Genomic DNA, 18725 nt, shown 5'->3' with positions numbered 1-18725 from the left:
TTGATTCCTCCTTATATTTCCAAATCTGCCGCCAATGTTGTCGATGTAAACGAAGCCGATGTTTTAAACATGGCACTTTTCGGCATGACCGCAAAAGATTGGCGGGGTAAAAATCCAAAAAAGGATGGGAATGTTCGCGATTGCTCCAATGTGACCCAGCTTGTAGTGCTGGCAAATCTTGAGAGTATCAATGCCGAATTTATCCGTCAAGGACTGCCTCAAGGCAAACGGCTAATAATGCTTAACGAGATAGCCATTATCCAAATCAAATCTCTTGTAGATATCTCCTCAATTAAGAAGTTAAAAGAGAGAAAAAAATTAAATGATTAAATTGTCGAGGCCGCAATTAGAATTACTTTTTGAATGTAGCATAGACAATGTTTCTCTGCACCCCAAAAATATTTTTGCGGATGGAGAACTTGATCCGAAATCAGTTATCGAGAAATACTCGATAACTGCCGCGGACAGAAAAACTTAACGCTTTTTTGAAGTTTGGCGAATATGAGATTTTGACCAATGCCGGTAATATCAGTCACAAAATCGCAGAAGCACTAGCGTTGGGAGAATACGAAAAATATAAGAAGATACAGGACAGAAATTACATATCCGACTTTGACCGTGAAGTTAAAAAACTGTTAAAGAAAAAAAGGTTTGGACGAAATACGCTCGTTCTCGCAAATGACTGAATTTGGTTTATACAACAAGTCTCACAACATTTACAAGAAATTCCGGATATTTGCCCCCTGTTAAAATATCCTCGGCGATCCCATACAATTACAGAAGTAAATAGGGTAAAATGAATATAATGAAAAGAAAAAATAAAATCGTTCCAAATAACAGTTTTACAGAGTTTTTGCTGTACACCACCCCAAACGGCAAAGTGAGGGTGGAGATTTTTTTGAGAAATGAAAATTTATGGCTTACTCAAGTCAAGATTTCCGAGCTTTTTGGTGTGGAAAGAAGTGTAATAACCAAACACCTTAAAAACATCTTTGATTCAGGAGAGTTGCAAGAAAATTCAGTATGTGCAAAATTTGCACATACTGCCACAGACGGCAAGACATACCTCACAACTTTTTACAATCTTGACGCAATTATTTCTGTTGGTTATCGAGTAAACTCCACGCAAGCAACCCGCTTTCGCATATGGGCGACGGAAAGGTTAAAAGAATATATCATTAAGGGTTTTACGATGAATGATGAAAAGCTAAAAGATCCTTATAATATTTTTGGTAAGGATTATTTTGAAGAACAGCTGGCCAGAATTCGCGATATTCGATCAAGCGAAAGGAGAATGTATCAAAAAATTACCGATATTTATGCCCAGTGTAGCGCGGATTATGATCCAAACGAGAAAATTACCAAGCAATTTTTTGCGACTGTCCAAAACAAGTTGCACTTTGCTATTACAGGAAAAACTGCCGCAGAGATAATCAGCGAGAGAGTGGGTAGCGGTAAACCGAATATGGGGTTGGCAACATGGAAGTATGCACCCAAAGGAAGAATAAGAGAGACGGATGTGGTAATTGCCAAAAATTATCTCAATGAAAAAGAGCTTGATCAATTGAACAGAATTGTAACAATGTATTTGGATTTTGCAGAAATGCAAGCAAAGCGCGGAATTATGATGCGTATGAAGGACTGGGTAGCAAAGTTGGATGCGTTTCTAAAACTTAACGAACGAGAAATACTCGCTAACGCAGGACTGGTGGGTCATGAGGTAGCAGAGACATTGGCGCTTGGAGAATATGAAAAATATCGCGGGGAGCGAGACAGAAACTACATATCCGACTTTGACCGCGAAGTTAAAAAACTGTTAAAGAAAAGAAAGTTTGGTCAAAATACACAACCTTAATGATGAGGGTTAAAGGTTTTTTCTGTACGCTTCAAAACTATCTTTTAAACTCTCAAAGGAATTTATCCAGACCAAGATAAAATGATATTAGAAAAGTAAAGCCCGGAAATTCCGTAAAACTTCCGGGCTTGCAGGGCATAAACAACTCGCCTATTACTTCCTTCAACTCTCTCCTGACTTCTGCAAATTAGTGCGTTATGCCCATCTCATTGAGAAGTCGTTTTGTATCCTCTGTAACTTGAGACCTCATACGAAATTCCTTGTTGGTGACAGTATTTAGCATTCTCCCATCAGTTACACTTTTTAAGCTGTCTACAACATATTTGGCAGATTTACCTGTCTTTATCTCCATAAACTTAAGAACAGCTAACGCTGTTGTGCAAATGAGAATGTGGGCCATAATTGCTTGTTTCCTGAAGTGGTAAATTGGTCTTATGGAAATATCACTCTTACTTATTCTAAAAGCTTTTTCGACATTCCAAAGGTCGCTATATCTTTCTATGATTAATTTATCTGGCAGTGTTAAGTCTGTGTGATATCCTTTAATTCCCAAAAGGAGTTTAGTCTTTTCGACTAATCTATTATTAAGGTAATATGAAATATGTTTATCTTTGCTATATCTTTTAGAAGAGAAGCTACAAACTAGGAAGCCTGAATTGGTTTTAAGTCTAGTAGTTGCGCCATCGATAAAGTTTAGGTTTTGATTTATTTGGGTAATAGTTGAAGGTTTATTATTTCCGAGCCTTGCTCCGACGATGTAGCTCAACCCGTTTTGTTTCAAAGCGGTGATATTTTCTTTGCTTATCATTCCTGCGTCGGCAACTACAGTTAGGGTTGTTATCTTGTGTTTTTCTTTAAAATCCAGAATTGTTGGTATGAGGGTATGGCCTTCAAACTTGCTGCCCTCGAAGACGGCGAAGGAGAGGGGGAAGCCATCCTTGCTTACAATCAATCCCACTAGGATTTGGGGTTGGCCTATTTTGTTATCTTTGGAGAATCCGCGTTTTCTGAAATCGTCATCGGTGAAAGTTTCGAAGTACAGAGTGGTGATATCGTAGAGGACGAAGCTGAAGTTGAAGTTGAGTTGATTTTTGGCGAAGGCGACTAACTTGTTTTCGATTAGGTCTTTAAACTTTGGGAATTCTGGTAAAGAGCGATACAATTCGGACAAGTTGTAGTTTATTCCGAAGGAGGAGGACAGTAATTTTATAGATTTTCTTTTAGAGAGGGGATTGATGACACGGAGTAGAGAGAGGTCTAGGAACATTCTGCTATTTTTATAGTTTAGTTTATCGAGGCCGAGGATACTAAAGACATTGTTTATTACCTCATAAGCGAAGCGGTATTCAAAGCCCAGATATTTATATTTATTCAGGAGGGTATTATTTTCTTCGTTATTATTGGGGAACATATTAATTTGTTTAGAGGTTTGAGATATCCAATCTTGAGCTAAGTTTTCTAAGGAAGAGATATTAGGTATAGTTTTAGCGTTTCCGATATGTTTAAGGACGGAAGTTTTGTAGTTAGAGTATTTAACGACTTGGACGGCTGTGGAGCCGGAAGCTGTTTTAACTTTTCTTATTCTCACCCCTCAATTTTATATTAGTGCGGAGAAGAAAGGCAAAAGAGCTAGATTACATTGTTACCGAGCCTTTTCATTTTCTAAAGGGGAAATTTTGCAGAAGTCAGGAGAGAACCCAGAACAAGCGGTAGTCAGAAAGCTTTTGGAAGAAACAAATATAAAGGATAAATTCATTAAGGAAAAATCTAACAAAGGAGTCTCCTTTGAAAAAGGAAACTCCTTAGATAAAAAAAGTTTGGACAAAAGAGGAGACTGAAAGATTTCGTAATTTTTTATCAACTCTAAATCCTTTTTATCTTTCTCTCTTCCGCCTAATTGTTTGAATTTCTTGATTAAGTCCAGATTTACAAATCTATAACCTTTTATAATATCTGCCGTTTTTATCTGTTCCTCAACTGTTGCAACTTTTGAATCTGTAAAAAAAGAGCCTTTCCATAAAATCTGAATGTTTCCAATTTCTATGCTTTCAAACCCCTCTTTTTTGACTGGATATTTCTTTGAAAGTTTCTCCCAAAGTTGGGGAGATACTATAATGTCCAAATCATTAGCTTCCCTTATATCTCTAATTGCTAAGGAACCAGAGGAAGTTATGGCATATTGGTCTTTAGGGAAATTTAATTTATCTAATTCCACAAGCAAAGTGCCGATTTTCATATATACATTTTAACATTTATGTTAATATTTCATCTATGAACAAAAATATATATGTTGTAGGCGTTATTGTAATTGTTGTTTTGGTATTAGTCATAAATAAGTTTGCTAAAACAAACAAAAATCCGGAGATAAAAACACAAGTTGAAGAAACCGTAACAAATAATGTAGAATCAGAAGTTATGAACACAAACGATATTGAAATACCCGTTCCTTTTATACTTGAAGAGAATAAAAAATATAACGCTATTATTACCACTTCAGAAGGGAAGATTACTATTGAGTTGGATACGGAGCAGACCCCAATAACCACTAATAATTTTGTGTATCTTGCGCAAAAAACTTTTTATGACGGCACGATATTTCATCGGGTCATTAAAGATTTTATGATTCAAGGCGGAGACCCCAAAGGTAATGGCACAGGAGGACCTGGGTATATGTTTGACGATGAACCTATCACTAAAGAATATACTCGGGGTACGGTTGCAATGGCTAATTCTGGCCCCAATACCAATGGCAGCCAGTTTTTTATTATGCATGAAAGCGCGCCAATACAAAAGCTATATGTAATATTTGGAATGGTAACAGAAGGAATTGAGGTAGTAGATAAAATAGCGACCGCCGAAGTAAAAATTAATCCAAGTAATCCGACAGAAAAATCTCAACCAGTAAATCCTGTTACTATAGAAAACATTGAAATTATTACCGTAGAAAAATAGATAAAAATATCTATATAATATAGTTGTGAATTCCACGAAAGGAGATAATTGTAGATGAAAGGATTTATAGATTTTATTCGCGAACAAGGTATTGTTGGGCTTGCTGTTGGGTTTATCCTCGGCGGCGCAATTTCTAAAGTTGTGGCTGCCCTTGTTTTGGATATTATAAACCCAATTCTTGGGCTAATTCTCGGCGCGGCGGGAAACTTAAACGAAGCTTATATTCCAATTGGGAGTTCTAAAATAATGTGGGGTAATTTTGTAAACACCACCATAGATTTTTTAGTTATAGCTTTAGTTGTGTATTTTGGGGTTAAACTTCTAAAGCTTACTAAACTTGATAAAAAGAAATAATGGGAAAATATGAATCTCTAAGTAAAAAATGGGTAGATAAAAATTTTGAGGCGCGCGATTCTCTTTTTGCTAAACATAAAGATTACAATCTTAATGTAACTGCGGAAATAGAGGGCAAAAAACTTAATCGTAGTTACGGTTTAATCGGCGGGGAACAACATTTGTTTCGGTTTCCCGGAGATACCCTTTTAAAACATGCCGAAAACGCGGAGGATGTGGCGATGTACCTTCCATCGGGGATTGCGCCCGGTTTAGGAGCGTGGGGATACTTTTCTTTTAGCAATAAGGACTTTACAAAAGAAGATATGCTCAATGAAAGGTATTACATAGCTGTTCAAACATTTTTACAGCCCTATAATCAAAATAGACACTTTAATTATTAAGATTGAAAAGCTAGATTTCTCGGATACGGAGAAATTAAGCTTAATTACATTAGCGGAACAAACTGTTTATCACAAAGTAATGGACACAGTTTTATCGGAGCTTGAGGAAGAGGATAAAGATGTCTTTTTAAAATTTTTAGCTCAAGACGAGCATAATAAAATTTGGGGACATTTAAAGGAAAAGGTAGCGGGTATAGAGGAAAAAATTAAAAGCGCGACGAGCGAAGTTATAGAAAGTTTCCATAAAGATATAGAAAAAATTTTATGATAAAATGTTGGGGGTTTGGGGCGAGTGGCAAAGTTGTTAGATGCCGAAGGCTAAAAATATCAGAAACGGTAAGGAATTTAGGGCGAGTGGCGGAATTGGCAGACGCGTTGGACTTAAAATCCAATCTCCTTAAACGGAGGTGAGAGTTCAAGTCTCTCCTCGCCCACTTGATTTTTTGCGGGATTAGTACAGCGGTAGTACGCCACCTTGCCAAGGTGGATGCACGAGTTCGACTCTCGTATCCCGCTCAAGGAGTCCTACTCCTTTTGTAGAAGAGTCACGACCCTGAGCGTAGTCGAAAGGTCACGACCCTGAGCGTAGTCGAAAGGTCACGACCCTGAGCGTAGTCGAAAGGTCACGACCCTGAGCGTAGTCGAAAGGTCACGACCCTGAGCGTAGTCGAAGGGCCGAGGTTGCCAAGTTGGTCAAGGCGCTTGTCTGAAAAACAAGTTATGTCAGTTCGATTCTGACCCTCGGCACATTTTCTTTTAAACCCCTTTTGATTATCCGCAAAAAATGAGAAAATAAAAGTATGTTCGGACTAAAAATTCGTATTTTAATACTACTATTTCTTGCGCTAACCGTAATACTGGGGGCGATGTCGTTTATTGTTCAAAGGCGGGGGAGTGGGGATGTGTACAGTCCTGTTATTGAAGTAAAAAATCCCAGCGGTCCTTTTAGGTTTATTGAGAAAATATTCAAAGCGTCGGCTATTGAAAAACCGTCCAAAACTGTTTTCGGTTTTCTCCCCTATTGGAGTTTAAGCGAAGAAAAAAATCTGGACTACCAAACTTTAACGGACATAGCCTACTTTGCGTTGTATGTTGACGGAAAAGGCAATTTTATAACTAGAACCGAAGATGGAACTTCCGAACCGGGGTATCTTGCTTGGAAAGAAGGAAACACCATAAAAACGGTTATTAAAAATGCCAAAGCCAACAAAGTTAGAGTTGCTTTAACTCTTGCCGTTCACGATAATGGCGATATTGAAAATTTGTTAAGCTGTAATTCTTGTTGGTACAACTTATTTGACAATGTTTTGGCGGAGTTAACGGAGAAAGGAATTTGGGATATAAATTTAGATTTTGAGTATATGGGGATACCACCTTATCTTTTGGAAACGAGATATACCAATTTTGTGGCTTTTATAAAAAACGAGTTGACCATAAAAAATGCCAATGCCAAAGTAACGGTTTCCACATTTGCCGATAGTCTTCAAAAAGTAAGAATAACTAATATTGCGCAACTTAATAATGTTGCGGATGGACTTTTTATAATGGCTTATGATTTTTACCGTCCAACATCAGACAAAGCTGGTCCTGTTGCTCCTATAAGTGGATATCCTGACAAATATGATTATGACATAACCAGAATGATTGAGGATTATAAAAAGGTAGCCAGTTCTGAAAAATTAATTTTGGGTGTCCCCTATTATGGGTATAACTGGGTTGTGGAAAATACCGAACCAAACTCAACGAGAATACCGGGAGATGATGTTTTGGGGTATTCCATTTCGCAAAACTACGCTCAAATTTCAAACAGCGATTATCAGAAAGATCTCTTATGGGATACAGAAGCCAAAGTTCCCTATTTTACATATATCTCGGATACGGGCGCCACGAGACAAGTATATTTTGAGAATGCCGAATCTTTAAGAGAAAAGTATATTCTCGCTAAAAGAGAGAATTTGCAAGGTGTTGGCATTTGGGCGTTGGGGTATGATGAGGATAAAAAAGAGTTATGGCAAGTGTTGAGGGAAGAGTTTTTGTCGGAATAACCATACCCACAATCGGTGTGCAATTTTTATTGTATTTAAGGGTAGGAACCCCTTTCCCTATCCTCGCGAGAACGAGAATTCTAATTTTGTAGTATAATTAGAGGAATTGGAATTAAAAATGGTGGCTGTAGCTCAATGGTAGAGCGCTTCCCTGTGGAGGAAGAAGTTGCGGGTTCAAATCCCGTCAGCTACCCTTCGACTACACTCAGGGTTTGATAACCCCACAGCTTATCCAAAAAGGGACTGCCCCGATTCGGCCCTCCAGAGGCGGGCAGGGGTTAGTTCCTTTTTCCAAAGAAATGTCTAAATTTACTCTACTAACAGGAAATATTGTTGATTATACAGGAGACGCCATTATTTGCCCCTGCGATGTGGAATTGAGCAATGATAAAGTCAATTCTGTGGTTGAGGCTATATTTGAACAAGCTGGAACGGATTTATTAACCGAGCTTTTGGCAATTGGGTTTTGTGGAATAGGACATGCAGTAATAGTTGGGGGGTACAAACTAAATGTAAAATCTATTATCTTTTACCCCTATAAAGATAGTAATAATCCAAATGAACATATTGACTCTATTTTAATGCACCAAGCAATAAAAGCGGTGTTTAGTCTTGTAAGGCTTTATCATATTAAAAACCTAGCTATAAGCCTTCCTTTGATAAGAAGGAAAAAGAAAAGTATTTTTGAAAGGATATTGGATATGTTTTCAAACCCAAAGGAAGAAAATTATTTAAGTACTGAGCAGATTATGTGTATTGTTACAGCAATTGCTAAAGAGAATGAGGGGTTAAAAGAAGTGGCGATTTTTCGCTAAATCCATATATTTCAAAAAAATAGTGTATAATTTCAATAATGAGTATGAGTGAGCAACCTTTGATAAAAGCAATCTTCTTTGATGGTGGGGATGTGTTGTTTAGGAAGATTGTTAATATCAATGAACAAATAGCTAATTATCTTGGAGTGGGGTTTGATAAATATAGCTCTAAAGAGAAGGAGTTAATAAAATCCGACAAAGAAATCCAAGGGGCGTGGAAGGACATAGGTACGCTGGAAAAAGAAATTGAATATTTCAGAATGTTTAATAGGAAGTTATTAAAATCCCTTGGAATAGTTCCCTCTACAGAAACAGTTGAATATATGACTATGTGCCATGTAAAACGGTGTTATGTGCTTGTAGAAGGTGTTAGAGAGGTTCTAGATTATCTGTCAGAAAAATATCAGCTGGGAATAATCTCCAATTGCTTAGTTTCCAGGAAACATTTTGAGTTGAAAGATTTTAAGCTGGAAAAATATTTTAGCGCAGTTGTGCTTTCACGAGAGATTAATATAGATAAACCGCATCCAGACATTTTCCATTACGCATTAAAACAGCTTAACAAAGAGCCTCACGAATGCGCATTTGTGGACAATAAAATTGAAAATCTGCAGACTGCTTTAAATATAGGTTTTGGAAAAGTTGTTCTTTTTCCAAGGGACGATTACAAAGAAAAAGAATTATTAGCGATTGATTCAATCAAGGAACTCCAGCAGATTTTTTAATTTATTTTCCCGTGTATTTAGGAATTTGTGTAGAGGCGTATGGGAAAACAACCACATTGGCTACTGGAAACCGCTTTTGCAGATAGGATAATAATGGTGCCCACTTATTGAATACCTTTGAATTAACGCGGGTTTCTTCAGGAAGCATAGAAGGCTTAATATTTTCACCAAAAAAGATCAACTCTCTAGGAGCATACGCTTTTGTCCAATCACCCAAAAAAGGATATAGCATATCCGGGCTTCTAACATGATGAAAACCGTGCCCTTCTGATGCCGCCGTACTCAGAATAACAATTCCGTTTTCTTTTATTACTTTATTTTCTGTGGCTCTCATTATATCAAAAGCTTTTCCTGCTTGAAGAAACTCTGTATCAAGAGGGTAGGCATTGAAAATTCCGATATCATAACTTTTGCCTATTTTAAGTGTGGCTTTTTCCTTTACATACTCAACTGCTTTGCGATAGCAGTATAAATCATCGCCAGTTAGAATATGGGCTATAGTTCTGTTGTTAGGACTACATACCACTTGAATATAAACATCCACATCAACTAATTTACCCGCCTCGTCTATATCATCCCGCAGAACATTATCCTTAATTTCCGCAAACTTTCCTTTTCTGTGTGGAGTACTGCGGTGGAGAGCGCATATCGTTTTGATTCCGCTTAGACCAGGCACTACTAATTTAGCGCCCCCACTAAAACCAACGGAGCTATGAGGCAACACACCTCCTATAACGATCTTAAAACCCATTTCCATAAAACCTTTATTTACAAATATGGGGGTTTGATATTTTGTTTTTCCCAAGTATTTTGTATTGCAGAAGGGAGAATGATGATGTATAGCACAGTTCTGGTAGGATAGTTTCCCAATCTTTTTAATAATATCGTCCTTTGTAAGCTGACGATGGGCGCCAGTAGCTATAAAAAAGTGAATAGACGACATTGCTACACCTTTGTCATAAAGGTATCTCACTAAAAAATCACAAATTATACTTGCTGGGGTTGGTCTGGTGAGATCATCAACAGCAATCCCTATACAACCTTTTAGGTCATTTCTATTCCCGATCTTTTGGACTAGCTTTGCAAGGATAAAATCTAAACAAAGCAGATCATTTAACGAGGTTTTTGGTGGTTGAGGTTAAATCCAACCGAGAAAAAGAGGGGTATGAGAAGAATAAGCAAGAATACAAAGGCAAAATAGAAAACCTTTTTAGCGAAGTGTTTGCAAAAGAAATAGGCTTTATGGAGTTTCAGCAAACAAACAAAAACTTTGAGTACCGCATCATCTTTGACGCATCGTTTCAAAATTGTCAGCAAGAACTGTTTGAAACCATTCGTAAGGTATAATTAGTTAGATTAACCAAAATTTTATGTGCCGTAAATACAAAGCTAAAATAACACCAAAGATGTATTTTGGAAAAGGGGACATCCTTGAATTTGATGGAGATGCCCTTATTTGCCCCTGCTTTACTGATTTGACCTACTGTAAAGAGAGCAAGCTAGTAAGCAGTATAATAGAGCTTGCTGGAAAAGATTTGGAGAAGGAATTGTCGTCCATTGGATTTTGTGATTTTGGGAGTGCGGTCATAACAAAAGGATATGGTTTAAAGGTCAAAAACATCATCTTTCTGCCTTATAAAGACAAAGAAAACCCCGACAATATAATTGATTTTATCCTCTTACATAAAGCCTTCCGAAGCGCTTTTAATCTCGCTTCTTTATACAATCTAAAAACACTAGCCACAGTACCTCTATTTGTTGGGTATAGGAAACGAGACTTTATCAATAGAATTATGGTTATTTTTGGATTGGAAAAGAAGGAGGAGAAAACTCTCCATCCCCACGAAGTTGTGGACATAATCATTGGGGTACTGGACGAATACAAAGGCAAAATAGAGGATTTGGTTATTTATAGGTAATACAAGCTACCCCCTAAAATCCTACCTTTACGCACCTTTGCAAATTATAGTGAGTAGCGGGGTGGGGTGGACGCTATCCCAAAGCTTGACATTGCTATAGGATTGTGATATAACGAAACCATTGCGGTTGACAAAACCCATTCATTTCAGTAAACCTACGGAGGGAAAAATGCCCATTGATTTAGGAGTCGTAATTGCAAAGTGTGTTGACTGCAAGGGGCAGTTTCGTGGTTCTCTGGTTCTTGGTGGTTTGGGACTTCGCTTTCGTTACCAACATAGGTATAGTAAGTGGTGACCTCTTGGCTACCCTTGCCGACCACCACGACAAAAATCGCAAATGGGAAGAAGAAAACAAAAGCGCCCCCCAACACGCCGAGTTTACCGTAAGTGCAGAAGGAGGATACCTCGGAGAACTTGGTCCTGTGTCGAGTATGGTAAGCGAAGTCAGATTCGTGGTAAGGGATAGAGAGATTTGTCAGCAGTTCTATGCTGAAATTCGTGGATTTCAGAGAATCCGTGGTTATCGACCTTGAATTGGTTGGCATTGCTCTCCAAGTCTTCCAAAGAGGTAAGTAGGTCTTTTTCCAATCGCTTACCTCTTTTGACTCAAGTAAATCAAAATCTTGGTTTATTTAAGACAAGTAACAACCTTTTAACGAGGTTGTTTTTTGTTCCCAAAACAATAGTGAAAATAGGTGTGGGGTGAATTAAGCAAACGACCTCAAATCAGGAACATAAACGAAACCCCTTTGTTGCTGGATAATGGTTCTAATGTCGCTGACAATGCGACCCCAGCCTTTTTGGGTTGTTAGGACAACATAAAATCTGCTCATTGACAAGACTGGAAATATTTCCTATTATTAACAGTAACAAATCCTTATCGTGTGCTTCGGCTACGGTAAGCAACAAGAACCTTTCGGGGTTCTTGTTTTTTATGCGCTGAAATTATATTATCCAATTATATGAATAATCCAAAACGGGTTGCTGTTTTTATAGATAACAGCAATGTTTTCCATCATATTTACGATATAAGAAAAATAGATAAAAGCTGGGTTGGTTTATATAATCCGTTAACACTTGCCAAAAGGCTGGCTGGAAACAGAATCCTTGTGTATGTTGGGTTTTACTGCGTCCGTCCTCCTTCCTATTTATTGGACGGAACTCCTAAAGAACAAAGAAGATATAATCTAACTCAAAAATATTACGGGGAAATTGAAAAGTTGTCCGATGTTTCAATTAAATTTGGAGATTTAAGAGGTACTAAAGGACAGCTCCAAGAAAAGAATTTAGATACTCAATTGGCAACAGATATGGTTGCTATGGCCGCTCTTGATAAATACGATGTGGCTATTCTCGTGTCAAATGACGGGGATTATAAAAGCGCTATTGAAAATACTAAACTTTTCAATAAAAAGATAGAAAATCTATTCTTTAAAGGAAGTTTGTCTATGGCTATAGATGGCAAGTGTGATATTAAACGACGAGCCCGCCGTTCCTTTTTTGTAAAGCTAGATGGTTTAGACGATAGTCAAAAACAATAGGGAGTAGCGAGGTGGGGTAAAATGTTATAATTTTTCTATGCGCGATAAAGTAGATAAAATAAAACATACAATTGATTATTATGATCGAGAGGCAAAAAATTGGTCTTTAGCCCATTGCCATAAACAATCAGATACTTTCTGGAGAGGCGAAATGGAAAAGTTACACAAACTTTTACCACACGGGAAAATTTTGGAAATTGGTTCTGGTTCAGGTAAGGACGCTACTGCTTTAATATCGCTAGGCTACGATTATATTGGAACGGATGCTTCCGAAGGACTATTAAAAGTTGCGAAAAAAGCCAACCCTACTGCAAAATTTATTCCTATTGCTGTCCACGATCTAGATTTTAAAAACAGTGAGTTTGATGGTTTTTGGTCGGTCGCTACCCTCCTACATATCCCTAAAGATAAAATCGATGGCGCATTAAAGCAAATAAAAAAGGTAGTTAGATCTGGTGGTATTGGTTTTATTTCCCTTAAAGCTGGTGCGGGTGAAAGAACGGATCCTGATACAGGTCGCTGGTTTGCTTATTATTCTCTAGAAGAATTTCACGCTGTATTGGAAAGAAATGGTTTTGAAGTAATCGAAGAAGCAACTAGAAAAGGGGATAAAGATTGGTGGTTGGAATATTGGGTAAAGACCTTATAGATTGCTAGATACCAAATCAGGAATATAAATGTAATCCTGTTGTTCTTGAAGGATAGTTCTAACATCCTCTACTATGCCACCCCAGAATATTTCCTTTACCTAAAACCTCTGCCACTCCCGAGGTAGTTGATTTTATTGTTTTAACACTTAACCAGGTTGTTTGTCGAAAGATAGGCAACCTGGTTATCTCAATTTATCCTTGACGGAATAGTTCGGGATTGTTAGCTTCAACCCATCCTCTAACAAGCGATCGCCATCAAAATCTAAGTTATTACTGTTTCTTATAAGTTTCCAATGTTTCTCCGTACCAAAATAGAGTTTGGATAAGCTTTTTAGAGTTTTTTTGGTGTTTTTATTGTTTACTATGTATTCAAATATATCTATAAAACAGGATAGTTTTTGATTAAACGGGGGGTCAAACACCATGTTTTTTAAAGGGGTTTTTGTTATATCCCGAGTTTCAAAATGGAGATGCGGTGTTGGGCACGCTTTTCCTGTACAACCAGAGATTCCTATAATATCGCCTTCTTTTACCTTATCACCAGGATTTAATACACTACTGTTTAAATGAACATATAGAGCAACAATATTCCCGTTTCTTATCCCTATTACATTTCCCATCCAGACATGACACTCTTTTCTCACGACAATACCAGGAAAAGCGGCAAATACTTCGGTTCCCACAGATACAGGAAAATCTACTCCACAGTGTTTATAATCAAATAGATCGTAGAACTCGCGGTAAATAGGATCGTTAGTTGCATCTCTGCCAAACGGTTGGGATATAGTATGATCTATTACAGGATATTTTATTATCATATTTAATATTATATCAGTGTATGTTCTCGCATCCAAGGTGTGATAATTATATAGTGAGTGGCGGGGTGGGGTAAGTTAAGTAAAAGACCTTAAATCTGGAACATAAACATACTCTTTTTGGTGTAATGAAAATAGTTTCAAATCCGTTATAATAAATAGTGTGGAACAGGTAATAAACTATCTAATATTAACAATAGTCTCTTTTGTTCTTTCGGGCATCCTTTTTATACCTTTCATAAATCTTTTGTATAAACTCAAATTCCAAAACCCCGAGAATTTAAGCAAAGACATTCTTGGCCGAAAAACTTTGTTCAATAAGTTGCGCGGACATAAAGTAGGAACTCCCGTGGGAGGCGGTATTTTAATTATTGCAGTAACTTTATTTTTAGTTTTTATCCACTCTTTTCTACTATCTTCGCATATAAGTTGGACAATTATTATACTTCTTACTACACTATTTTCCTTTGCCGTTCTTGGTTTTATAGACGATATTCAAAAGTTTATTAGAATACGGAATAAAAACGGATCTTTTCTTAGAGTAAGATATAAACTTGCAATCCAACTTGGACTTTCTTTGATAATTTCCATCCTGCTATACAATTTTCTTGGAAAAGCGGTTTGGGGGTTATGGTATATTCCTTATGCTACGCTAGTAATAGTTTTTTTTACCAATGCCTTTAACATTACCGACGGAATGGACGGTTTATCCGGAGGTCTTTTGCTTGTGGCTTTATCTGCTCTCGGACTCTGCGCTTTTGGGAATGGGGATGTTTTAGTACTAATTTCTATCTTGTTTGGCGCAATTCTTGCGTTTTTGTATTTTAATGTTTCTCCCGCAAGACTTTTTATGGGAGATACAGGAGCGCTGGCTTTTGGCGCAATTCTTGCAGTAATAGCCCTTATCCTCAATATTTCTCTGCCTTTTTTTATTATCGGAGCGGTATTCGTTGCGGAAGGATTGTCCTCGCTTTTGCAATGGGGTTCTTTTGTTTTTAGAAACGGAAAAAGGTTGTTTAAGATAGCCCCATTGCATCATCATTTTCAAGCTTTGGGTTGGGACGAGGACAAAGTAGTCATAAGATTTTGGCTTGTGGGTATTGTATGCGCTCTCGTTGGATTATTATTCAGTCAAATTTTAGTGGGGTTGTGGTAATATTAGAATATGAATGATATAGGCACAATTATTTGTTTACTACTGTCCTCCCTTTTATTACTAACCTTTGGCTTCCTTAGCGCTTTCTTTACCAAAAAATTTAATGAGTTTGTAGAAAAAAGAGCCGGGAAAGTCCTTAATAAAAAAATTAAACTTCCTCATTTGCAGAAAATTAAAGTTAAAGAAGAGCTTAAAATACTTAAAATTTTAGGGGGTTTAATGTTTTTCTTTGGAGTGGTTTTTATGGGTATATTTGTAATGTACGCTAGGTATTTTCCATATTAACGAAGGAGTCTCCTTTTTCAAAGGAAACTCCTTTAAAACCTAAAAACCCTATTCCGATTTCAGGGTCCAGTCTTTAAAACTTTTAAAAATTTCCCAAGGATAGTAAATGTTCGTTAAATTAACCCCCGTTATCTGTTTTGAAAGATAAAAATGAAATGTTGGATGATACAGAAATATCGCGGGAACATCCTCCACAAAAACCTTTTGCATAATTCCATAATGCTTTATTCGCTCTTGCCTATCCAAAGCGCTTCTCCCCTCCTCCAAAGCTCTATCAACACGAACTGCCTTATAGTCGCCAAAATTTAGACCGGTATCCCCTTGCGTAGAATGCCAAAAAACATATCGGTCGGGGTCCCTTGATACCTCCTCTCCTAATAAAAGTACATCAAAATCCTCGTGTTTTCTAACATTCGCCAGTAAATTCTCCGCCGGAATCTCCTGCAAATTAACCGTGTAACCTATTTTTTCCCAAGAGTTTTTAATAAATTGAGAAATTCTTGCCGACTCCGCTCCCGCAATATAAAAGAAATTTATAACCTTTTCCGGGTCGGGGTCTTTTTCTTCCGCCTTCTCATACTTTGTAAACTCCAAATCCGCATCTTCCGCCCATGTTTTGCTTAAAGGCCCATTGGCGGGAATTCCTTTTTCGTTTATTACCGTACTGAAAAACTTTTCGTAATCTATAGCCTCCATAAGACTTTTTCGGTCTTCCGCCAACTCCAAAAGTTTTGATTTGGTGTTAAAAGACAAAACAAAATGTCTTCCTAAAAAATTAACCCTAAAATCACTTATGTTATCCCAAACAAACCGGTCTTTAGACAAAAACCCATTTATCTCCCCCAATTTATACGCGCTCATAAGCGACCCTTCGTTCTCATAAAATTTAAAAACAATCTTTCTAAACTGAAACGACGAATTCTTTGTAATCAAAAAAACCTCTTTAATATTGGATTTATCCATTTTAACCCGGCTAACTATAAAATCTCCCGACCCAAACATCAAAAGAGAACTGGAATCTTCGGAATTTGTTGGGACTATCCCCAAAGTTAAAAGGTCTAAAAACGGAGAAAATTTATTGGGAAGATTAAACCGCACTGTTTTATCGTCAATTTTGTCTGTTGAAATCTCTCTTAATACAGAAGATTTGGAAGCGGTGTATAAAACATCGTTTGCGGTGATAGGCTCCCCATTGTGCCACTTTACAGTATCCTTTAATTTAACCTCATAAGAAAGCCCGTCCTCCGCTATTTTGTAACTTTCAGCCAAATCGGGAACAAGTTCTTGGTTGTCGTTATATTTAAAAAGACCTCTAAAAACCAAACTGGAAATCATTTTTTCAGAATCGGATTTTGCGTATAAAGGATTAAAACTTTTGGGGAAACCCACAGAACCATGCTTATAAGTAGGTCCTAAAAGTACCGACTCAAAAAAAAGTAGTATTAACGCAAGTATTTGTATCATTTTTTAGTAAACAAAAACCCCTAAAAAGGCTATTGTAGAAAAAAGCGCCCCCATTATTATTGTGGTTATAAAAAGGAATTTTTCTATGCCCCTTTTGGAACTGTAATACGATAAACTGCCTCCAAAAGTAGCCGAAAGACCCGTGCCTCGCGCTTGCAAAAGTATAAGCGCCACCAATATAAAAGACACTAAAATAAGAATCATTTGAAATATTAATCGCATATATATTTAAAAATACCAACTAATATAGATATTACAAAAGAGCATAAAACAAAAGCCCAAAATAGCGAAAAAGACATAAACGGAATTGAAAAACCATTATAAGAAAAACCGCTAAAAGCAAACGAGGATATGGTAAATTTGGGAACGAAAACCGTAACCAGATACAAAATGAACACATCTATAAGCCAAGAGAATATGCCAAGAGTAATAAAGTTTATAGGCAGAGTTATTATTTTAATTATCGGTTTAACAATAAATCCCGCTAATGTTAAAGCAATACCTGCCAAAACCAGAACTTTGATGACGCCGTTATAAGAAAGCCCCTCAAGTATCTGGCTTGCTAAATAAATACCCACAATATTAAATAAAATTGTCCGCAAAATTTTTTTCATAATTCAATAATACCACATCTTGGGGAAGTCTAACCCCCGTCATTGCGAGGAGCGAGTGTAACGAGCGACAAAGCAATCTCAATGAGATTGCTTCTCCCTCGCCAAAGCTCGGGATCGCAATGACGCTGTGTTAATAACCGGAAATAGTTATCAGTTCCTCGCAATAACGCCCATCCTCAACTTCCTGTGATATGTTATAGCAAATCTATGAGCTTCGTCCCTAAGTTTTTGAAGTAATTGTAAAGCTTTGCTATGTTTAGAAAGAGTAATCTCCATAAATTTTTTGGAATTTTTATCATAAAACACTACCGTTTCAAGTCTTTTAGCTAAACCTAAAATAGGGATGTTTTCCAACCCCTTTATAGTATTAGCCACAGACACTTGAGACTTCCCGCCATCTAAAACAATAAGATTAGGTGTTTGCCATTCTAGATGTTTTAATCTTCTCACTAAAACCTCTTTAAGCATATTAGCGTCGTTTGGGAAATCTATAGTTTTAATCCTAAACCTGCGATATTGGTCTTTATCCACTAAACCCCCCATCGCCACCACCATAGACCCTACCGCCCATTTACCAGATATGTTAGACACATCGTAAAATTCAATCCTTTTTAAATCAATTCTTTTTTTGCATTTAACCTCAATTAAATTGGCAAGCTCTAAAAGCTCATCTTTCGCTCTATCAATAATCAAATTGGGGTTTTCCATATACTCATTAGAATTGCTTTTATAAGACATATTTTGCAGTTTATAGATTTGGTCTCTAACGATTCGCGCTTTTTCATAATTTAACTTTGCGGAATTTTCTTTCATCTCCTTTTCTAGAGCGCGGATAAGTTTAGGCATATTTCTGAAAAGAACTTCTTTAACCTTTTTGATGTTTTCAATATTTATCCTCTCCCCTTCCTCGCTCGTGCAAGGAGCGGGACAAATTTTAGTATGCCCGTAAAGACAGGGTTTGTTTAATTTACAATATCTTGAAAACTTGGATAACGAACAATCTCTAAAAGGAAAGATTTTTCTTAAAGTTTTAATTATAATTTCCGCAGAACCTCCATAAGGAAAAGGACCGTAAACTACCTCCTTTTCCCGTATTTCATTTTTTCGGACGATGGAAATTCTATCTTTCGTAAGCTGAATATGTTTAAAAGA

The 18725-nt window shown here is 37.0% G+C and carries 25 protein-coding genes and 4 tRNA genes; 22 read left to right on the top strand and 7 right to left on the bottom strand.

The annotated features are described in order from the left end of the window. The 3 genes from KJ678_00995 to KJ678_00985 form a co-directional block, all read left to right on the top strand. Positions 1-330 (top strand): KilA-N domain-containing protein (locus KJ678_00995; protein ID MBU1016724.1); only part of this gene is annotated, 330 nt, incomplete at its 5' end. 125 nt (positions 331-455) lie between these two features. After that, positions 456-686: a virulence RhuM family protein gene (locus KJ678_00990; GenBank protein ID MBU1016723.1), complete on the top strand. Its 231-nt coding sequence runs from the start codon at positions 456-458 to the stop codon at positions 684-686. 119 nt (positions 687-805) lie between these two features. Further along, on the top strand, positions 806-1855 hold the full coding sequence (locus KJ678_00985) for a virulence RhuM family protein (protein ID MBU1016722.1): 1050 nt from the start codon (positions 806-808) through the stop codon (positions 1853-1855). Positions 1856-2042: 187 nt separating this feature from the next. Here the strand turns inward: KJ678_00985 and KJ678_00980 are convergent, their stop codons facing one another. Continuing rightward, the gene (locus KJ678_00980; GenBank protein ID MBU1016721.1) at positions 2043-3443 is read right to left on the bottom strand and encodes an IS1634 family transposase; all 1401 of its coding nucleotides are present in this window, start codon (positions 3441-3443) and stop codon (positions 2043-2045) included. Between the two features lie 88 nt (positions 3444-3531). Here KJ678_00980 and KJ678_00975 point away from each other — a divergent pair, with 88 nt between their 5' ends. The 12 genes from KJ678_00975 (at position 3532) to KJ678_00920 (ending at position 9129) form a co-directional block, all read left to right on the top strand. Continuing rightward, entirely contained in the window at positions 3532-3693 is a 162-nt protein-coding gene (locus KJ678_00975) for an NUDIX hydrolase (GenBank protein MBU1016720.1), read from the top strand. A gap of 577 nt (positions 3694-4270) precedes the next feature. Further along, positions 4271-4807: a peptidylprolyl isomerase gene (locus KJ678_00970; protein MBU1016719.1), complete on the top strand. Its 537-nt coding sequence runs from the start codon at positions 4271-4273 to the stop codon at positions 4805-4807. A 54-nt stretch (positions 4808-4861) separates the two neighbouring features. Next, a complete protein-coding gene (locus KJ678_00965; protein ID MBU1016718.1) occupies positions 4862-5161 on the top strand; it encodes an MscL family protein in 300 nt (99 codons plus the stop codon). Further along, positions 5161-5544 (top strand): hypothetical protein, encoded by a 384-nt coding sequence (locus KJ678_00960; protein MBU1016717.1) that lies wholly within the window; start codon positions 5161-5163, stop codon positions 5542-5544. The genes KJ678_00965 and KJ678_00960 overlap by 1 nt, the downstream gene beginning before the upstream one ends. Before the next feature lie 79 nt (positions 5545-5623). Further along, positions 5624-5812: a hypothetical protein gene (locus KJ678_00955; GenBank protein MBU1016716.1), complete on the top strand. Its 189-nt coding sequence runs from the start codon at positions 5624-5626 to the stop codon at positions 5810-5812. Positions 5813-5892: 80 nt separating this feature from the next. Continuing rightward, a tRNA-Leu gene (locus tag KJ678_00950) sits at positions 5893-5978 on the top strand. Positions 5979-5989: 11 nt separating this feature from the next. Beyond that, positions 5990-6060: transfer RNA gene (locus KJ678_00945), tRNA-Gly, on the top strand. A 158-nt stretch (positions 6061-6218) separates the two neighbouring features. After that, positions 6219-6291, top strand: a tRNA-Phe gene (locus KJ678_00940). Positions 6292-6344: 53 nt separating this feature from the next. Further along, positions 6345-7589, top strand: a complete 1245-nt coding sequence (locus KJ678_00935) for a hypothetical protein (GenBank protein ID MBU1016715.1) — start codon at positions 6345-6347, stop codon at positions 7587-7589. 121 nt (positions 7590-7710) lie between these two features. Beyond that, positions 7711-7782, top strand: a tRNA-His gene (locus KJ678_00930). Between the two features lie 19 nt (positions 7783-7801). Next, positions 7802-8404 carry a macro domain-containing protein gene (locus KJ678_00925; protein ID MBU1016714.1) on the top strand — a complete coding sequence of 201 codons (603 nt, stop codon included), beginning with the start codon at positions 7802-7804 and terminating at the stop codon, positions 8402-8404. Positions 8405-8448: 44 nt separating this feature from the next. Further along, the gene (locus KJ678_00920) at positions 8449-9129 is read left to right on the top strand and encodes an HAD family hydrolase (GenBank protein MBU1016713.1); all 681 of its coding nucleotides are present in this window, start codon (positions 8449-8451) and stop codon (positions 9127-9129) included. A gap of 1 nt (position 9130) precedes the next feature. On the opposite strand, the gene KJ678_00915 is transcribed toward KJ678_00920, so the two are convergent. Beyond that, the gene (locus KJ678_00915; protein ID MBU1016712.1) at positions 9131-10237 is read right to left on the bottom strand and encodes a DUF2088 domain-containing protein; all 1107 of its coding nucleotides are present in this window, start codon (positions 10235-10237) and stop codon (positions 9131-9133) included. Between the two features lie 20 nt (positions 10238-10257). Here KJ678_00915 and KJ678_00910 point away from each other — a divergent pair, with 20 nt between their 5' ends. The 5 genes from KJ678_00910 to KJ678_00890 all read left to right on the top strand — a co-directional run bounded on the left by KJ678_00910 (position 10258) and on the right by KJ678_00890 (position 13238). Further along, positions 10258-10476 (top strand): hypothetical protein, encoded by a 219-nt coding sequence (locus KJ678_00910; GenBank protein MBU1016711.1) that lies wholly within the window; start codon positions 10258-10260, stop codon positions 10474-10476. 23 nt (positions 10477-10499) lie between these two features. Beyond that, complete coding sequence (locus KJ678_00905; protein ID MBU1016710.1) at positions 10500-11048, top strand: macro domain-containing protein; 549 nt, start codon at positions 10500-10502, stop codon at positions 11046-11048. 245 nt (positions 11049-11293) lie between these two features. Next, positions 11294-11581, top strand: coding sequence for a hypothetical protein (locus KJ678_00900; GenBank protein ID MBU1016709.1), 288 nt, complete (start codon positions 11294-11296; stop codon positions 11579-11581). Positions 11582-12010: 429 nt separating this feature from the next. Next, positions 12011-12589 (top strand): NYN domain-containing protein, encoded by a 579-nt coding sequence (locus KJ678_00895; GenBank protein ID MBU1016708.1) that lies wholly within the window; start codon positions 12011-12013, stop codon positions 12587-12589. A 37-nt stretch (positions 12590-12626) separates the two neighbouring features. After that, entirely contained in the window at positions 12627-13238 is a 612-nt protein-coding gene (locus KJ678_00890) for a class I SAM-dependent methyltransferase (protein ID MBU1016707.1), read from the top strand. Positions 13239-13421: 183 nt separating this feature from the next. Here KJ678_00890 and KJ678_00885 read toward each other — a convergent pair whose 3' ends face one another. Further along, positions 13422-14057, bottom strand: a complete 636-nt coding sequence (locus KJ678_00885; protein MBU1016706.1) for a M23 family metallopeptidase — start codon at positions 14055-14057, stop codon at positions 13422-13424. A 160-nt stretch (positions 14058-14217) separates the two neighbouring features. Between KJ678_00885 and KJ678_00880 the strand changes: the two genes are divergently transcribed. Together KJ678_00880 and KJ678_00875 are read left to right on the top strand one after the other, a co-directional pair. Further along, the gene (locus tag KJ678_00880; protein ID MBU1016705.1) at positions 14218-15210 is read left to right on the top strand and encodes a phospho-N-acetylmuramoyl-pentapeptide-transferase; all 993 of its coding nucleotides are present in this window, start codon (positions 14218-14220) and stop codon (positions 15208-15210) included. Positions 15211-15219: 9 nt separating this feature from the next. After that, positions 15220-15495: a hypothetical protein gene (locus tag KJ678_00875; protein ID MBU1016704.1), complete on the top strand. Its 276-nt coding sequence runs from the start codon at positions 15220-15222 to the stop codon at positions 15493-15495. 48 nt (positions 15496-15543) lie between these two features. Here KJ678_00875 and KJ678_00870 read toward each other — a convergent pair whose 3' ends face one another. The 4 genes from KJ678_00870 to KJ678_00855 all read right to left on the bottom strand — a co-directional run. Then, a complete protein-coding gene (locus tag KJ678_00870) occupies positions 15544-16959 on the bottom strand; it encodes an ABC transporter substrate-binding protein (protein MBU1016703.1) in 1416 nt (471 codons plus the stop codon). A 3-nt stretch (positions 16960-16962) separates the two neighbouring features. Next, entirely contained in the window at positions 16963-17163 is a 201-nt protein-coding gene (gene secG, locus KJ678_00865; protein MBU1016702.1) for a preprotein translocase subunit SecG, read from the bottom strand. An 8-nt stretch (positions 17164-17171) separates the two neighbouring features. Further along, positions 17172-17573: a phage holin family protein gene (locus tag KJ678_00860; protein ID MBU1016701.1), complete on the bottom strand. Its 402-nt coding sequence runs from the start codon at positions 17571-17573 to the stop codon at positions 17172-17174. 150 nt (positions 17574-17723) lie between these two features. Next, positions 17724-18725, bottom strand: a 1002-nt coding sequence (locus tag KJ678_00855) for a UvrB/UvrC motif-containing protein (GenBank protein MBU1016700.1), incomplete at its 5' end; no start/stop codon positions are given.

The sequence above is a fragment of the Patescibacteria group bacterium genome (genome assembly GCA_018817085.1).
GTDB lineage: Bacteria > Patescibacteriota > WWE3 > CG2-30-40-12 > CG2-30-40-12 > CG2-30-40-12.
This window is presented reverse-complemented; position numbering and strand designations above follow the sequence as displayed.

Bases quoted from the DNA above. Each gene is read 5' to 3' on its own strand.
- secG (MBU1016702.1), bottom strand. From the start codon at position 17,163: ATGATTCTTATTTTAGTGTCTTTTATATTGGTGGCGCTTATACTTTTG.
- KJ678_00870 (MBU1016703.1), bottom strand. From the start codon at position 16,959: ATGATACAAATACTTGCGTTAATACTACTTTTTTTTGAGTCGGTACTT.
- KJ678_00890 (MBU1016707.1), top strand. From the start codon at position 12,627: ATGCGCGATAAAGTAGATAAAATAAAACATACAATTGATTATTATGAT.
- KJ678_00905 (MBU1016710.1), top strand. From the start codon at position 10,500: ATGTGCCGTAAATACAAAGCTAAAATAACACCAAAGATGTATTTTGGA.
- KJ678_00875 (MBU1016704.1), top strand. From the start codon at position 15,220: ATGAATGATATAGGCACAATTATTTGTTTACTACTGTCCTCCCTTTTA.
- KJ678_00920 (MBU1016713.1), top strand. From the start codon at position 8,449: ATGAGTGAGCAACCTTTGATAAAAGCAATCTTCTTTGATGGTGGGGAT.
- KJ678_00885 (MBU1016706.1), bottom strand. From the start codon at position 14,057: ATGATAATAAAATATCCTGTAATAGATCATACTATATCCCAACCGTTT.
- KJ678_00970 (MBU1016719.1), top strand. From the start codon at position 4,271: ATGAACACAAACGATATTGAAATACCCGTTCCTTTTATACTTGAAGAG.
- KJ678_00955 (MBU1016716.1), top strand. From the start codon at position 5,624: ATGGACACAGTTTTATCGGAGCTTGAGGAAGAGGATAAAGATGTCTTT.
- KJ678_00860 (MBU1016701.1), bottom strand. From the start codon at position 17,573: ATGAAAAAAATTTTGCGGACAATTTTATTTAATATTGTGGGTATTTAT.
- KJ678_00985 (MBU1016722.1), top strand. From the start codon at position 806: ATGAAAAGAAAAAATAAAATCGTTCCAAATAACAGTTTTACAGAGTTT.
- KJ678_00960 (MBU1016717.1), top strand. From the start codon at position 5,161: ATGGGAAAATATGAATCTCTAAGTAAAAAATGGGTAGATAAAAATTTT.
- KJ678_00895 (MBU1016708.1), top strand. From the start codon at position 12,011: ATGAATAATCCAAAACGGGTTGCTGTTTTTATAGATAACAGCAATGTT.
- KJ678_00935 (MBU1016715.1), top strand. From the start codon at position 6,345: ATGTTCGGACTAAAAATTCGTATTTTAATACTACTATTTCTTGCGCTA.
- KJ678_00965 (MBU1016718.1), top strand. From the start codon at position 4,862: ATGAAAGGATTTATAGATTTTATTCGCGAACAAGGTATTGTTGGGCTT.